General features: G+C 60.8%; 10 protein-coding genes. 2 read left to right on the top strand and 8 right to left on the bottom strand.

Annotated features, from left to right (window positions below; genetic code table 11):
• Positions 1-27: 27 nt before the first annotated feature.
• The 3 genes from ABDJ38_RS05950 to ABDJ38_RS05940 all read right to left on the bottom strand — a co-directional run bounded on the left by ABDJ38_RS05950 (position 28) and on the right by ABDJ38_RS05940 (position 5,203).
• On the bottom strand, positions 28-1,740 hold the full coding sequence (locus ABDJ38_RS05950) for an amidohydrolase (RefSeq protein ID WP_346784162.1): 1,713 nt from the start codon (positions 1,738-1,740) through the stop codon (positions 28-30).
• Between the two features lie 314 nt (positions 1,741-2,054).
• Positions 2,055-3,524, bottom strand: coding sequence for an amidase (locus ABDJ38_RS05945; RefSeq protein WP_346784161.1), 1,470 nt, complete (start codon positions 3,522-3,524; stop codon positions 2,055-2,057).
• A gap of 68 nt (positions 3,525-3,592) precedes the next feature.
• Complete coding sequence (locus ABDJ38_RS05940) at positions 3,593-5,203, bottom strand: carboxylesterase/lipase family protein (RefSeq protein ID WP_346784160.1); 1,611 nt, start codon at positions 5,201-5,203, stop codon at positions 3,593-3,595.
• A gap of 136 nt (positions 5,204-5,339) precedes the next feature.
• Here ABDJ38_RS05940 and ABDJ38_RS05935 point away from each other — a divergent pair, with 136 nt between their 5' ends.
• Together ABDJ38_RS05935 and ABDJ38_RS05930 are read left to right on the top strand one after the other, a co-directional pair.
• Positions 5,340-6,956, top strand: coding sequence for an alpha/beta hydrolase domain-containing protein (locus tag ABDJ38_RS05935; RefSeq protein WP_346784159.1), 1,617 nt, complete (start codon positions 5,340-5,342; stop codon positions 6,954-6,956).
• A gap of 149 nt (positions 6,957-7,105) precedes the next feature.
• On the top strand, positions 7,106-7,786 hold the full coding sequence (locus ABDJ38_RS05930; protein WP_346784158.1) for a TetR/AcrR family transcriptional regulator: 681 nt from the start codon (positions 7,106-7,108) through the stop codon (positions 7,784-7,786).
• 64 nt (positions 7,787-7,850) lie between these two features.
• Here the strand turns inward: ABDJ38_RS05930 and ABDJ38_RS05925 are convergent, their stop codons facing one another.
• From ABDJ38_RS05925 to ABDJ38_RS05905, 5 genes are all read right to left on the bottom strand, one after another.
• Positions 7,851-9,035 carry an alpha/beta fold hydrolase gene (locus ABDJ38_RS05925; RefSeq protein WP_346784157.1) on the bottom strand — a complete coding sequence of 395 codons (1,185 nt, stop codon included), beginning with the start codon at positions 9,033-9,035 and terminating at the stop codon, positions 7,851-7,853.
• Positions 9,036-9,085: 50 nt separating this feature from the next.
• Positions 9,086-10,306, bottom strand: a complete 1,221-nt coding sequence (locus tag ABDJ38_RS05920; protein ID WP_346784156.1) for an alpha/beta hydrolase — start codon at positions 10,304-10,306, stop codon at positions 9,086-9,088.
• A gap of 820 nt (positions 10,307-11,126) precedes the next feature.
• Entirely contained in the window at positions 11,127-12,620 is a 1,494-nt protein-coding gene (locus tag ABDJ38_RS05915; protein ID WP_346784155.1) for a PepSY-associated TM helix domain-containing protein, read from the bottom strand.
• The gene (locus ABDJ38_RS05910) at positions 12,617-13,201 is read right to left on the bottom strand and encodes a hypothetical protein (RefSeq protein WP_346784154.1); all 585 of its coding nucleotides are present in this window, start codon (positions 13,199-13,201) and stop codon (positions 12,617-12,619) included. The genes ABDJ38_RS05915 and ABDJ38_RS05910 overlap by 4 nt, the downstream gene beginning before the upstream one ends.
• Positions 13,198-15,462: a TonB-dependent receptor gene (locus ABDJ38_RS05905; protein WP_346784153.1), complete on the bottom strand. Its 2,265-nt coding sequence runs from the start codon at positions 15,460-15,462 to the stop codon at positions 13,198-13,200. Before ABDJ38_RS05905 ends, ABDJ38_RS05910 begins: the two co-directional genes overlap by 4 nt.
• Between the last annotated feature and the right edge of the window lie 669 nt (positions 15,463-16,131).

Raw genomic sequence — 16,131 nt, 5'->3', positions numbered from 1 at the left:
ACTCGCTATTGCGGCAAAGCGCCTCCTTTATTCGGCCTTATAAACCATCTCCCCACCGACGAACGTCATGAGCACCTTTGTCTCGTGCACTTCGGTAATGGGCACGTCGAAGATGTTTTGATCCAAGACGATAATATCCGCAAGCTTCCCGGTTTCGATCGTCCCGGTCGCGTGCCCGAAATTCATCTGTTGCGCCGACGTGCGCGTGAAGATGTCGACTGCCTGATCGAGCGTGATCCGCTCCTGAGCGCCGAGCATCTCACCCCCGCCGCCAGGCACCTGACGCGTAACCAGCGTCTCGATTGCGATCCAGGGATTGACTGATGGAACCACGCTCCAGTCCGAGCCCGGCACAACCAGCGCCCCGGCATCGAGCGCATCCTTTACCGGAATCCAGCGCTCCATACGCTCCTCGCCAACCGCGCGCCGGATGTCTCCGATGATGGGAGACGGATACCAGATGTACGGCGAGAACTCGAAGCTCGCGAACATGTCGCGGGCGCGACCGATATCGCTCATCTGCACGAAGCTGTTGTGGCCAACATTGTGATACTGGCCGGAAAAGCCGTTTACCTCGCGCGTATGCTCAATCGCATCCAGCCCGGCGCGAACCGCCGCATCGCCTGCGGCATGGAACTTCACCGTGAAGCCGCGCCGGTCGAGCTCGGCCACCTGGTTGTTGAGTTCATCCTGCGGGACCAGCAGCAGCCCGCGTTCGCGTGCGGTTTGATCATGTTGAGCATGCCCCGCATCGACATAGGGTTCCACCATGGCCGCAGTATGACCATCGGTCGGGACGCCATCGAGCACCAGCTTGACGCAAGTGGGCGAGAAGTTCTCGCGCGCGAACTCCATGTGTCGGCCAAGCAGGCTTTGATCGCCACCCCAAAGGCAGCCGCGGACCCGCAAGTCCAGATCACCTCTGTCGGCAAGGAGATCGTATGCCCTCGCCGTCGTCTCCGATACGCCTGCGTCGTCGAAAGCCGTGATCCCGAAAGAGGCCATCTCGCCGAGCGACCAGGCCAGCGCTGCGGCACCTTCCTCCACCGAAGGCTCAGGGATGCGCCCGGAAACCAGCGAGCCCGCCGATTCACGCAGCACCCCCGTCGGCTCGCCGCTCGCATTGCGCTCGATGATCCCACCCTCGGGATCACGGGTACTGCTGTCGATTCCGGCGATCGCCAATGCTGGAGAATTTGCCCAGGCTGTGTGACCACTGATATCCCGCAACAAAACCGGATTGTCAGGCGAGACCTGATCCAGCAACTCCCGGGTGGGCGGCACCCCAAGGGAATTATTGTCGTAACCGCCGCCGGTTATCCATGCGCCGGGCTCCGCCGCTTCCGCACACTCGCGCACCACGGCAAGCGCGGCTTCAGCGTCTGATCCGTGAGGAATATCGCAGGCCGATTGTGCCATGCCAGCACCCATCGGATGCACATGCATATCGTGCAAACCAGGCATGACCATTCGGCCGTCAAGGTCCAGAACCATCGTAGAAACAGTGCGGAACGGAGCGATATCGCCATCGCTTCCGACAGCCACGATCACACCATCCGCGATAGCCATTGTAGTGGCCCAGCCATCGGGCGTGTAGATCTTGGCATCCTCGATCACCAAATCCGCGCTTGGGGGAGGATAGTCATTGGGCTGGTTGAATTGTGCATGCGCGGGAACCGCCAGCAGCGGCACAATTCCAGCGAGAAGAAGTCTTTTGAAATGCATGGTCCAGCCCCTCAAGTTAGTCCCTTCGGCGATCGAATAATCTCGACCAGCCGAGCAGCTGAAGAACCTGGTTCAATGAGGCAAGGAACTAACCAGCCTTGCCGTGCCGCAAATATCGTCCACAGATTGCGAACGACGTCTTGGACTTGAGACCAAGAACTTCTCGATGAGCATCCTGTGTACATAAATTTTTAGCAGCTTGGCATCTTAGGCCAATTTGGGAATTTCGCGATGACCCAGCCCGCCGCAGCGCGGACGTAGCGGACCTAACGGCAAAAATACCGTCGAGTTGGCATCAGGCCGAACGCGACCGCGCGTTTCAACCATGCCTAGGGAAAGCGCGGTGGAGCGACGAAGCTTCGATAGCGAGTCTCAAGCAACTGCGCGAAGTGGATGCATTCGAGGTCGCGGAAATCTGCGCCGATGATTTGCACCCCGACCGGAAGGCCGGATTGGGTTAGGCCGATGGGCGCAACGGTGGCGGGCAGATAGGGCAGACCGGCATAGGCAGCCCAGAACAGCTGGTTCTCGAACGGGAGGTCACGCCCGTTCACCTGCAATGTGCGCGCCTGTGGAGCGACATCACTGTGCGGAAAGGCCGCCGTCGATAGCGGCGGACACAGCATCAGGTCGTGGTCGGCAAAGAATTCACGCCATGCGCGCCGCAGCCGCTCCCGCTCCGCATGCAGACGCAACCAATCACGGTGGGATAGCGATACCCCATATGCGTTCAGCGTCGCCATATCCTGCGCATACAGCCCTGCCCCGCCCGCAGCCGATTGCGCAGCAGCAAACTCTTCATCGCTTACGGTATCGGCCGTCGCGGCGCGAAGCAGGACAAGATAGAGCGCATGGAGCTCCCGGCTATCGAATGCGGGACGAGCCTTCCGGGAAACGTGGACCCCTTCCTTCTCCAGGAAGTCACCCAACGCCTCGATCTGGCTTCCAACTTCCCGATCGACTTCGGCAAATTCGTCGTTGCTCACGAGCGCCACCCGATAGTCTTCGAGCCGGGCGCGACGCGGGGCGGGAAGCTCAAGCCGGTAGGCAGTGGACATGGGGTCTTCGGGCCCCGCCACCACGCTGAGCGCCAACTCCAGGTCGAAGGCACTGCGCGCCAGGGGGCCAGTTACGCCGATATCTGGCGTAAGGTCGTGTTCCGCCAGCGTATGCCCCCGGGAAGGCGACACCCCAAAGCTTGGTTTGTGCCCATAAAGCCCGCAATAGTGCGCCGGATTGCGGATCGAAGATGCGATGTCGCTGCCATAGTCGAGCGCTGAAAAGCCAGTCGCGAGCGCGGCCGCCGAACCACCTGAAGAGCCGCCCGGCGTGCGTTCAATGTCCCAAGGGTTGACCGTGCGACCATAGATCGGGTTGACGCTCTGGCCGTCCATCAGAGCAGGAGGAACATTGGTTTTTCCAAGAATGATCGCCCCTGCCGCACGCAAGCGAGCAACGGCTTCGGAGTCGGCGGCTGCGATGTTCTGCGCAAAGTCGGGGATGCCGAATGTGGTCGGCGTCCCGGCAAGGCCGAAACTCTCCTTTATGGTCATCGGCAGACCGTGCAGTGCGCCGAGCGGGCGGCCCTCATGCCTTGCGGCATCCGCCGCACAAGCTTCGGTTCGGGCATCATCGAAGGTTTGCACGACGACGGCGTTGATAACCGGGTTCAAGGCCTCGATACGCGCGATGAATTGCTCGGTCAGTTCGACGCTGCTGATCGCGCCACTTCCCAACCTTTCCAGCAAGTCCGTGGCGGTCTGATAGTAGATCGGCTGTTCGTTTTCCTTGGAAATCATCGCATGCTCCACTCATACCGCTCTCGTGGATATTCCACACTGGCAAGCTTGAACATCAAGTTGCGCGGCTACCGTTTGGCAAGCTGGCGCCGGGCAAACCCGTCAAGCATCCGTCGCTCTACCGCTCCTGGATCATCTTCAACGCGTGTTTGCCGGTCGAACAGCATCGTCGACCGGGTTGAGGAATTATACGCTGGCCATGCATGGCGCGGCGTGTCGGGGCGACCGGAATGCGCGAAGCTCACCCAGGCATCGCTCAGGTCCTGCGATAGAGCAAACGCATCCTCGCCGCCTCCGTTCAGGCCGCTATCCTCCACAACATTTCTGAAAATCAGAGGAACTTCCAATCCATGGGGGGCCTTCATGAGGCCATCGAAAACCCGCGTCTGCCAATCGACGCGATACATGAATGTAGGCGCGAGCCCTAAGGCATGACGCTTTTCAGCGATGAGTATCGAATTGATCCGGGTCGGCGCGTCAGCGGAGATCAGTGTGTACAGATCCCAGGGAGAAAAATCTGGGTGGATCGCTCGATAGCCATCTATGATCTCTTTAGTGTCCGAACCCATATATGGCGCCAGCCTTGCGGTGAGATCGGACAAGCTCATTCGGTAGGCGTCAGGATCTCCCATAAGCGTGAAGCCAGCCATCTCCTCTCGCATGCTGCCAATGATGAGCGGAACATCTGCCGAAAGATGCAAGGCATCATAGGGATGCGCCGGAACGTTGTGGCCATCCACCACCGGCGAAAAGCGGGCCGGAAAGCCCCACACCTGCCGGGGCGGCGCGGTCCAGACACGGGAAAAGGCGGCCATCAGCGACGCCAGGGGCACCGATTGCAGGCCTCGGGCATCGCCTTGGGTAAGGCCAAGTTCTGCGTGTAAGGCACGGGTGTTTGCCGCGGCCTGGTCAGGCGACAAGAGCAGCGGATTCTGGCCGCTTTGCACAATCGCCTTGTGAAACAGACCGCGCGCATCGGGCATCGCCATCAAAGTGGAAACCTTCTGCCCGCCGCCGGAATAGCCGAACAGGGTGACGTTATCCGGATCGCCGCCAAACCGGGCAATATTTTCCCGTACCCATCGCAGTGCCAAAGCGATGTCGAGCACCCCGGCATTGCCTGAATCGGCAAACTCGGGGTCGTCGAGGTGGGTGAAACCCAAGACATTCAAGCGATGATTGAGGCTCACCACCACAACTTCGGCATCGCGGGCCAGATTGCGCCCGTCATGAACGGCGGTCGAAGCCGAACCGGATACAAACCCGCCTCCGTGCAGCCATACCATCACCGGGCGCTTGGCATTCGCATCGAGGCTGGATGTCCAGACGTTCAGAGCTAAGCAATCCTCCGATTGCGCTCTTTGCAGCGACTTGTCCGAGGCGACGAGCGAAAAGGCGTTTTGATGTGGCGCAGACCGACCTTGCGGCGCATCGAAGCCCCAGCCGAGCATGTCGCGCACCCCGGTCCATGGCTGTGCAGGAACGGCCGCCTTGAAACGTTCCGCAACACCATAGGGAATGCCGCGAAAAACATGCACGCCCTCATCGAGGAAGCCGCGGATTTTGCCGGTCGCTGTTTCTACCGGAGCGCCAAGGGAGCCATTAGCGCGGGCTGCTGAAAAGGCCGGCAACGCTGCGGCCGCAACCCCCAAGGCCAAAAAATCTCGACGGTTCGCCATCAGTGTTCCTCCCCGATTGCTCGCGCCTGCCCCACGCCACGGCAACAGACGCTGGAAACCAAGATCCAATTGCAATACTAGTACGATGTTCTAGTTATCCGTCAACCAAGCTCGCTAATGACCGGCGGACTGCGGAATGAAGCAGGAAGGGGACAAGATGGATTTTGCGGAAATCTTCAAGCGAGCAAAAGGCGGCCTGAAGCGCCCGGCCCTTTCGGCAGCTATTGCATGTGCAGTCGCCACGCCTGCCATAGGCTCGCCTCCCGCAGCGCAGGAGGTGGTCCGCGTCGCTCCCGCTGTCGCCCCGCTCCCCGCAGTGACCGATGCTATCCCCGTCACCGAAAGTTCATGGCCCTGGGCCGCTGCGGATCGCGCGCTCGCTCCGATCGACCTAGCGGCCCACGGCTATGTGGAGGAAGAATTTTTCGTCACGGGAACGGCGCGTGTCTTCGACATGCCCGATTCCGGCACGCTGACAACCTTTGCCCAAGGCCCCTACACAACACGCATTCTGGTGCGTCGGCCCGCGCGCCCGGCAGATTTCAGCGGCTCCGTGGTGGTGGAGCCTTTGAATCCATCGATCCGCTATGACTTGCCGATCATGTGGGGCGAATCTCATGCCAGTTACATGCGCAATGGCGATATCTGGATCGGCGTTACGGTAAAGCCGATTGCGGTTGCCACGCTGAAAGAATTTGATTCCCAACGCTATGGCGCGCTCGAGTTTCCCAATCCTCTTCCTCCGGCGCTCACATGCTCACAGGATCGGTTGCCTTTGCCACGCGGCGGATTGCCGCCGGAATCCTCGCCTGCGACGGAGAACGGGCTCATCTGGGATATCCTTAGCCAGGTGGCGGCCTTGGCAAGAGATGGAAAGCAGGGCGGGCCGCTATCCGGTTTCGATGTCTCGCGCGTCTACATGGCGGGCGATTCTCAGTCGGGTGCTTTTGTTCTGACCTATGCGAATTTCATCCATCAATATGCGCTCGATCAAAATCGAACCCCACTTTACGATGGTTATCTCGCAGCAGTTGCCAGTGACCCGGGGACTCCCCTGAACCAGTGTGCAACGCCGTTGCCTACCGACGACCCGCGAATGGAGGTAGCTGACCTGGGCGTGCCGGTCATCGTGATGGTGTCTGAATCCGAAATCGGTTCCTTGCGTCGTCGGCCTGACAGCGACCTGGCGCCCGATCTGTTCCGCGGATACGAGGTGGCTGGCGCCTCGCACATTCACGAAGGCGGCGAAGCAGGAAGCCCCTCGCCTATTGATGCCGCGAAAACCAGCGGTGCCGCCTTCGACAACGCCAATGCGTGTGAAGAGCAGGACATGCCCGGCAACGATGTACCCTTCGCCATGCTGCTGAGCGGAGCGTTCCGCAACCTTGATCGCTGGTCGCGCGAAGGCGTGCCCCCGCCTCGCGCCGAACCTCTGCAGGTCGAGAAACCCGGCACGCGCGATGCGAAGGTGCTGACAGATGAATTTGGCAATGCCCTCGGCGGCTTGCGCACACCGCAGCTCGACGTGCCGGTTGCTCGTTATTATCACCGGATGACAGGCCCCGGCATTTGCGAGCTTTGGGGTTACAGGGAACCATTCAGTGCTGATGTTCTCGAAGCGCTCTATCCCACGCAAGAGGCTTATCTTTCACGTTTCCGGGAGAGTGTAGAATCTCTGGTAGCCGAGCGATGGATCGAACCCGAGGACGGTCATGAGCTAATCCGTCAGGCCGCTGTCCCGCCGCCTCCATGAGCGAAAAAGAATGACTGAAACACCCATAGCGGGCGCGCCTGCCGTGCTCCCGAAGCTATCCCTCAGCCCCGTTCCCGGTAACAAGGGGGCGCCTTGATCTGCCCGTCCAGTCGGCCGCAAATCGCTGAACCTTGCGGCTGCGGATTGCCATGGTCTACAAAAGCACGATGGAAATTTCCCGGCTTTCCGCAGACTCTGCAGGCGCGCTCTGCGTTCGCCCGCCAGTGCAAAAGCGCGGATTGCGAACGCATGATCGTTTCATGTCTGCTGCCACGCAATTAGCCCGGACGAAGGATTTCGACGACATCTCTATCCGCGAACTGAGCGACGCGGCAGGATGCTCTATCGGTTCCTTTTATCACCGCTTCGGCAGCAAGGACGTGCTGTTTGCAGCATTGATCTACAACATGCTGGAGAAAAGACGCGAAGGGGTGGACCGAACATTCGCAGAAACCGCGACGGCCGATTTACCGGAAGCGATGGCCCGCGGTGCGCTGGCCAACTATCGCGAACATGCTGGACTATTAAGAACGGCGATGCGCTACCATCTCGCCGGCAAAGATATCTGGAAGCCCATCATCGCGTTTGGTCGCTATGTATCCGGTCGTTATTTCGAGCGGCTCGCAGCCGAGCGGCAGACCCCGCTATCACGAGATGAGATATCGCGGCTTGAGTTCGTGTTCCTCTGGCTACATGGCCATCTGACAACGAGCCTCGCGCACGCGTATTCCGGGACCGATCTCTCCGAAAAGCAGTTCGAGGACGAGACAGCGCTATACTTCGTCCTTGCAATAAACCACGCCCTTCACCGCTCCTCCGTCGAAGGCTGAGGCGAAGCAAGATCGTCCCACCCGTTAAAGGCACAGGGGGACGATCTTGCTAAGATTTCCCGGATCAGCCCGGACAGTTACGCTCGGCCGGGCGCCCTGCAAACCGATCAGCGATCCACTCCAGTTGGCGCGGGAAGGAGGCATGGATCACCTGAGCATGATCCATGCCGGGATAGGTCTCGAGCGAGACCTCGTCCTGAAGCTTGCAGCGCTCACCGATTGCGCGTTTGGTGATGTCCAGCGGGATTGCGGGGTCGTTTTCGCCCAGCAACACCAGCAGCGGCCCCCGTCCCGGCTGCAGATAAGGGCGGTTTGCGTCGGTGAAGCGCCGCACGCCGGGCGCATCGGGCCAATTGCTGGGCTGGCGGGCACCGGGCAGGCTGGCGACAAGCTCCATCGCCGCGCCGAAGCAGGCTTCCTGCTCAAGCTCCGGCAGCACTTCCGCAATCTGTGGCCCCACCATCGTTTCTGGATCGAAGGAAGGATCGGCGGCCCTGATGCCCGCAGCGACCAGCGCCATGCCGCCGCTTGCCATTCCATCCGGGAACAGCTTCCACATCGCGTGATAATCCGTCGCCGGCGCAATCGAGATGGCACCAAGATAGGTCGGGTCGTCGATCCCGTGCTCCATGGCAGACACCTGGATGGCGGTTGCCCCGCCCTGTGAATGACCGACCATCACCCAATCATCGCTGAGCGTTGGCACTGCGGCGCGCGCGGCTGGCACCGAATTGATGACATCCTGTCCCTGTGCTTCGAGAGACAGCAACTGATGCGGGCCAGGCGTTCCCAACCCGGAATAGTCGGTGGCGACGACCGCATAGCCCATCAGCGGGTATATGAAGATGCCGTCCCAACCATAATACAGGTCTTTCATCAGCGAAGGCGCACAGGGGCGCGCGACGCCGGCCGTTCCGTGGCCCCAGGCGATGAGCGGCCAGCCACCTTCGGGAGCCTCGCCGGGCGGTTGCAGCACCACGCCGGTGGTCATCACCGGAATGCCGTTGGCATCGCGGGAGGCATAGGCAATGCGTGTCGCCACAATCCCGTGAGGCAGGTCGTAACCCATGCCGGCTTCGGTGCGGACCAGCGTTCCCGGCACCGACAGGTCAGCCCCGTCAGGGTCGTAGAACGATGTCAGCGGCAGGCCATTGGCGCGCTGCGCCTCCAGCGCCGAGCCTTGCGGAGCGACGCTTTCTTGCGCCGTTGCCGGCATGGTCGTCGCAAGCACCAGGGCGAAGGAGGTCAACAAACCCGTTTTTTTCATGATGTCTTGGCTCCGTTTGATCGGCCTGATGACTATTTCGCGGCGGTGCAACCTTGCGGCACTTCACGCCCAGCAAAGCGGTCCGCTAACCAGTCGAGTTGCTGATGAAAGGAACCGTTTATGGTGCCTTCATGGTCGACCCCGGACAGTTCGAGATAGCTTGCGCGGCTGGCAACCTGACACAGTTCCACAAAGATATTCTCGCGCAGCTGCATCGGCATGAAATAATCGCCTGCACTGACAATCAGCAGGATCGGATCATCATAAGGCGCATCGAAAATCCGGTTCTTGTCCGTAAACGCTACCGCTTCGGATACATCCGTCCAGCCTTCCACCCGGCCCCGTTCGCGGGTAACGCCGCGCATCGCTTCTTCTGCTGCGAAGTAGCAGGTTTCGTTCTGGATCGTCGGGAGACGTTCGAGAGCTGCGGGCCCGAGCATCTTGGTCAGATCGAAATCGGGGTACACCGACTTGATGCTCAGTGCCATCATCGGGATAGTCGCCCCGACAGTCCGCATCATCGGGTCGCTAGCTGCCCAGATGTCACCAACGTTGGCACCACTGCCCAACGGGATGCTGCCGAGGAAACCCGCCTTTGCCTCTTCGTCCATATGCTGCACTCTCAGCGCGGCATAGCCTCCCTGAGAATGGCCGATCGCAACCCATTTCTCCCCCAGCGAAGGAACAGCTTCACGCGCGGCCGGGACCGAATAGGCGACATCGTTGCCGTTCGCCCTGCCCCACATATATTGATGCGGACCGGGGCCACCGAGACCGGCGTAATCCGTTGCGACCACGGCGTAACCCGCCAGTGGGTAAAGGAAGAGACCTTCCCAGCCGTAGTAAACGTCCTTCATCATCGAAGGCCCGCAAACACGCGCAACTCCGGCAGTGCCGTGCGCCCATGCCACGATGGGCCAGCCGCCTTCCGGTGCCTCGCCCGGCGGAACCAGCACCACGCCGGTTGTAAGGACCGGTTCGCCGCTTTCATTTCGCGAGGCATAGGCAATCCGGGTTGCGGTTACGCCACCGGGCAGTTCGTAGCCCGTCCCGGGCTCGGAGCGGACAAGATCGCCTGCATGCGAAATATCCGCGCCTTGAAGATCGTAAAAAGGCGTGAGCGGCAAAGCATTGTCGTGTTGCGCGGCCAATGCTTCGTTTTGCGGCGCGGCCACCTCCTGAGATTTCGTCGCCGGAGCAGAACCCATGATAGAAATCGCCACCAGGGCAATTAAGGACTTGCGGAAGGACATCCTCGATTTAGCTCCTCTCCATGGAAATCGACTTACCAAATACACGCTTTATAGAATGCAAGCATGGCCGAAGCGGCCAACAACCGGGCGATCGCCGATCAGCAAAGTGCATAAGCCGCACGCAAGTGTATCATCTAGAGAGCATTATAAAGGCAGAGCGCACCATGTCGATCTCCTCGCGACTTGGGGTTAAACTTTTGAACCTCGACCGGCGACATGCAAACACAGCACGCCTGCCTGGCGCGAAGCTGGTGAGACCTGCCACGTGACGGACAAACAGAGAAAGGAACTTTTCGAGTGGCTGCTGTGGGTGAACAATCACCCATGGTTATCGGTCACTGGTGCTGCAGCGAATCCTGAGTGGTCCAGTGAAGACTTCTACTTTGCGCGATAATCCAGACGCACACGGGGCCGAAAAGCTCGATAAGGAATACACGCGGCGCTTGGCCCCAAAGGCCACTCCTCTAGAGGATGCTCGAGCCAACTCAGCCCGGCATTCCGAAAGCAAGCGCGGTTGCGTTCAATGAGGGGGACAATGCCGCACGCCTCGGTGCTTCGCTATCGTATCCGAACGAAAGGCGAGATGGGCACCGCTTGTAGCATCCTTGAGCCGGTCTGGGCTAAATGACCATTCGATGCGGCACCATCGCACCGAGATTAGCACCTGCAGGCATAGCCAGGCTGCTTCCGCCACGCGAATATCTCCCGCAGCGGCGACCACCGCAAGCTACCGTTCGACGGCCAGCCGATCGGCAAGCTGGCAGAAACGGTCGGTTTCGCACTGTCGAGCAGCGATTCTAGTCGATCCAGACACAACCGTTTACGCTGTCTGCACCGCCGCCGTCGTCGCCCTTCGCCAAGGCGCCGAGCTCGCCAGCAGGCCAAAGCCGATCAGCCCGATGGCACCATCGACGATCAAGGCCATGCCGTCGCCGGTGCCAACCACGATAGGATGCGCGAGGGCAAGGGCGATCAGCAGTGCACCCGTTCCGGCCCGGCCAATTTGCGATAGCGCGGAGGGTGACCATACAGCTGCCATCCCAAGCGCTGCGAGGCTGACTGCGACCCACGTCCAGATCGGGGCAATCAGCGATGTGGTGAACAAAGCGACGAGGGCAGCAGTCGACAGCGCCAAGGGTTGCCCCCACACGGTCGCCGTCCAGATACGTTCCCAGCCCGGCGCGGGCCTGCCCTTGTCGCGTCGGCGTGCAAGCCAGATGGTTACGCCACCCGCCGCGAGATAAGTCAGGCCGAAGCCCAGCAGCGCATAGGCGATCTTGACGACACCGCCGCCGAACCAGCCGAAATGCAGCTGGCCGAGCGATCCTAAAATCTGTTGGCCGACATTGTTCTGTGCCGCCTGCTGTTCATAGTAGATAGTTCCGGCGCGGTCGAAAGCATATGTGTCGCTATTGGCGATCCGGGATGTGCTGCTCTCGATGTCGAACATCGCTGCTGCACCTTGCTCGGTCGGATGCTCGACCATGACGTAGCTGATGCGGCCGTCCGGCGCTCGTTCGGCCACAGTGGCGAAAAGCGGCCGCAGGTCGATCGGCGGAGCGGACCGCATATCATCTGCCGGATGCGGCGGCGTGAAGATGGCATAAACCTTGGCCGTATCGCCCTGGAACACGGCAATGCCGACGGCTCCGATGATGATGGTGCTGAGCCCGAGCAGCGCACCTGTCAGCGAAATCGTGACATGGAAGGGCAGCGCCCAGATGCCGAGGCGATTATGCAGATCAGCTTCCTGCAGCCGCCGCGAACCGCCAATCCGCAGGTGAAAGGCGTCACGGAAAATGCGCGGATGCGCGAGCACGCCGGAGATCAGCGAGGAGAGCAGCGCAACGCCGCTCAGCCCGACGATCAGGATGCCCCAGCTTTGCGGCAAGTGCAGGTTGATGTGCAGGCGGGTAAGAAAATGCGTCCAGCTCTCGCGCAGCTTTCCGGTGATGCGTCCCGCGCTGTCGACGATCCAGTTTGTCCGCGTGCCATCCTCGGCAGTCACCCGCACGGACGGCCAGGGGCGGTCCTCGCTCGGCATCAGGATGAACACCTGCTCAACGGCCCCTTCGGTGCGCGTCAAAGCCTCGCGATAAGCCGACTGAGCGGCCTCGGCGGAGAGGTTCTCCATCCGCTCGACGCCCGGATTTTCCCAGCGATAGAACTCGTTGGCGAAGACGACCGTCGCCCCCGTAAGGCACACGAGATAGAGCAGCGCGGCAAAGGCGAGGCCCAGCCCGCTATGTCCCTTGAGCACGGCACGCACGAGGTCCGGTGACGGGAAGCCCGCCCGCTTTTTGCTCTTCGTCATGTCAGCCCTTTCAGCATGGCCGTCCCGAAGCCGATGATGGCCGTTCCTACAAGCACGGCCGTCGCGCGCAGGATGCGGCTGTCGGCCAGGGTCCACGCCATTGCGCTGCCCCAGGCCAGAGGCACGATCAGTCCGCCGATCAGCAGCCGCGTCTGTATTTCGCCGGGCGCCCAGACGGCATAGCTGATCCCCAATCCCATCGCCGCCACCATGCCGATGGGGCCAGCAAGCGACCAGCGCAGCGCGGTACGCCATTTGCTTGACGCCCGTTCGGCCGGTTCCGGGGCCAGCCCTTCCCGCCCGGTACGGCGTGCCCGAGCCGGGCGAAGCGTATAGCCCGAAGCAACGAGGCCCAGTGCCACAACGGACACAAGCGTCACGGCAATGAAGGGACCGCGCGCCTCACCCAGCACCCATGCCGGCCACAACAGGGTAGCGCCAAGCAGGGCGAGCCCGATCCAGCGCCAGCGACCCTTGGCCTCGCCCCCCTTCAAGCGCCATGCGCGCCGCAGCGACCAGATGCCAACGAGGCTGCCGACCGCGATTGCTGCCGTCACGCCAAGGAAAACCGCGTCACTCAAAATCCGGCCTCCAGCACCACACCGATGCTGCGTGGCGCACCGATTATGGCGAAGTTGATTGAGTCGTTGACGTATTGATCGTATTTCTCGTCGAACAGGTTGTTGGCGAACAACGACAGACTCCAGTGATCCGCTTCATAGCCGATCCGCGCATTGACGAGCGTGCGCGCCCCGACACGGCTGTTCGTTTGCGGGACCAGGACGTTCGTCATCACCGCGCTGCGATAGCTGGCGTTGACATTGGCGTTGAGTCCGCCGCCCAGCCGGACATTGGCACCGCCCGACAGCGTCCATTCGGGCGCATAGGTGAATTCCAGGCCGGAGAGGTCGGTGATCGAGCCGACATCGGTCACGAATTCGTCGAACTTCGTGTGCGTGTTTCCGACGCTCGCATACCAGTCGAATGCGGACGAGACACGATGCGCCAGTTCCAGCTCGAAACCGTAGACATGCGACTTGCCGGCGTTGACCGTGTGCTGGTCATAAGTGCCGTTACCGAAGTTGGCGAGGGTCTGCTGGTCGGTCCAGTCGATGTAAAAGGCATTGGCGTTGAGCGTCAGCCGGCCATCCAGCCAGGTCGAACGCAGGGACAGTTCGTAGTTCCAGGTAAATTCCGGATCGTACGCGAACAGTTCGGAGCGGGCCGTGTTGAAGCTGCTCCCGCCCGAGCGATAGCCGCGCTGCACGACGAAGGCAGTGGCGAGATCGGGCGTCCATGCCATTTCGATACCGGCCTTGGGCAGGAAGGCATCGAAATTTCGCGTGCCCGCCGGAGCGGAACCGTTGGCATCCGCAACGAACCCGAGTACGGCGCCGTTCACGGCTGTGATGACTGGAGCGAGACTCGCGCCGAATGCCGCCGGATCCGGCAGGGAGCCGACAAAGGTCGCGATCGCGTCACCGCCGATTGTGTTGCGCTCATGGTCGTAACGGAAGCCGCCGAGCAGCGAGAGCCGGTCGGTGAGGCGATAGCGCGCATCGGCAAAGACGGCCATAGTCTCGACGCTGGTGGGGAGGTCTGAGGTATAATCGACCGGAATATAAGGCAGCGCGGCAACATAGAGCGAAGCCACCTGCGCTGCCGTCTCTGCACCCAGGTTGCCGGCCAGCAGGTTGGCGATCGTTGCTTCGGGTGTCGGCACCAGGGTGACCTGATGCGCCTGCCGATATTCATCGCGATTATAGTAGAACAGCCCGACAAGACCGCTCAGCCGATCGCCCTCATAATTGAGGCGCAATTCCTGCGTGACCGTCTCGCTCCCTCCGGCGATGTCGCTATAAGCCCTGCTGGCGGCCGAGTAATCGCCGTCAAACTTGCGGATGAAATCGGTGTCGGTCCACGTGCCGAGCGCGCTGAGCGAGAGGCCGCCACCCAGATCGTAGCGCAGGTCCAGCGTCACCTGATCGTTATTGACATCGCTGCTGTTGGGATAGTCGGACGGGTTCGATCGCGTATCGAAATAGTCGCCGTTCGACCGATCGACGTAGGCGAACAGATAGCCGCTCCGGGTCTCGAAATGATGATAGTTAAGCCGCGCCTCGAACCCCGGCAGCGCCGAGGGGCTCCACAGCAGCTTGCCTCGCAGCGAGATCGAATCCACCGGATTTTCCGGCACCTCGCGCGTCGTGTTGTAGATATAGCCATCGGAATCCCGCTTTTCCGCCGAGACGCGGAAAGCCAGTTCGTCCGATACGAGCGGCCCGCCGCCTGCGACGGCAAACTGGGTTGTGTCGAAGGAAGAAACGAGCGCGCGGCCCTTCGCGTCCCAGTAGAATGTCGGGTCCTGCGTGCGGATATGCACCGCGCCGGCCAACGCATTGAGACCTTGAATCGTGGATTGCGGGCCGCGGAAGATTTCGACCTGCGCGACGTCCCACATATCGGTCGGACCTTGAGCGAGCACATCCGGCTGGATTGGTGCGCCGTCGACGAACACCGTGGCCGTCGCAGCATAACCGCCGCCAGAAACACCGTTCTGGTCAATGCCGCGAATGGAGAAACCTGAGGCGCCATAGGTCTCGGACACATTGGCCATGCGCTGATAGACTTCCTGGATGGTCAGGATATTCTCATCGGCAATCCGCTCATCGGTAAAAACGGCTACAGATGCCGTCGTTTCCTGCAGGCTGCGCGAAGCCTTCTCACCCGTGACGATAATTTCCGTTGGCTGTTCAGGAGCCGCAACTTCCTGCGCAAGCGCTGCGGGAGCGAAGGCCATGACGGCGAGTAGCGACGACGTTAGCAACCAATTTGTGTTCATTTTCCCCCCTGAGGTCTGGACGGGAGGGCCTCTATGAACTTCGATAATGCGAGTCAAATTCAAATATGGCTTGGGAGCGCTTGTGCAGCAAAGTGTGCCCCCCTATGCCATATCCCGCTAGTGGGATACCGGCCCGAAGGCTGCAGCCTCGCGATCGCTGAGGATCATGGTCGGATCGTGTGCGAGATGTTTGCAAGTTATCTGGATCTGGGAAGTGTTCCTGAAAGCGGAAGGGAATGGCGCCTCGCTGCGCATGCCGGTCAAGCGCAAGCTGTTCGGAGCTCGTTACCGGGCTGGTGGTTGATGCGAGTTAACTCGGGCCCAGCGCTCAATGTCACTGACATAGGTGCGGTGTATCGCCGCTCGGTCGGTATACTCTTCCTGGCTCCAACCTTTTCGCATCGCGAAGTCGTCGCACGTTTCGGCCAAGGCACAAGCAAACGTCCACGCCCAGCTTCTATAGCCAGGGCTCTAACTCTCAAAATGGAGCACTTTCTTGGGACCAGGTCACTTCATGTACCTCCACGAGTACCCTCACTCTAACTAGAGAGATCTCAAAAGGACAAAAATTTGGCGGTGGTCGCTCTCTTTAACCTCGCTGTCATGATTGTCTTCGCTCAACATTCTTGTCTGCCATGGCAATCGCTACCAGTTCGCACAGACATGTGA

Origin of the sequence: Aurantiacibacter flavus (assembly GCF_039710615.1) — a bacterium.
GTDB classification, from domain to species: Bacteria; Pseudomonadota; Alphaproteobacteria; order Sphingomonadales; family Sphingomonadaceae; genus Alteraurantiacibacter; species Alteraurantiacibacter flavus.
Note: the sequence above shows the minus strand (reverse complement) of the source record. Positions and strands in the feature narration are given on the sequence as shown.

Coding starts and splice junctions, on each gene's coding strand:
- ABDJ38_RS05905 (WP_346784153.1), bottom strand. CDS start 15,462: ATGAACACAAATTGGTTGCTAACGTCGTCGCTACTCGCCGTCATGGCC.
- ABDJ38_RS05945 (WP_346784161.1), bottom strand. CDS start 3,524: ATGATTTCCAAGGAAAACGAACAGCCGATCTACTATCAGACCGCCACG.
- ABDJ38_RS05930 (WP_346784158.1), top strand. CDS start 7,106: ATGGTCTACAAAAGCACGATGGAAATTTCCCGGCTTTCCGCAGACTCT.
- ABDJ38_RS05920 (WP_346784156.1), bottom strand. CDS start 10,306: ATGTCCTTCCGCAAGTCCTTAATTGCCCTGGTGGCGATTTCTATCATG.
- ABDJ38_RS05915 (WP_346784155.1), bottom strand. CDS start 12,620: ATGACGAAGAGCAAAAAGCGGGCGGGCTTCCCGTCACCGGACCTCGTG.
- ABDJ38_RS05935 (WP_346784159.1), top strand. CDS start 5,340: ATGAAGCAGGAAGGGGACAAGATGGATTTTGCGGAAATCTTCAAGCGA.
- ABDJ38_RS05940 (WP_346784160.1), bottom strand. CDS start 5,203: ATGGCGAACCGTCGAGATTTTTTGGCCTTGGGGGTTGCGGCCGCAGCG.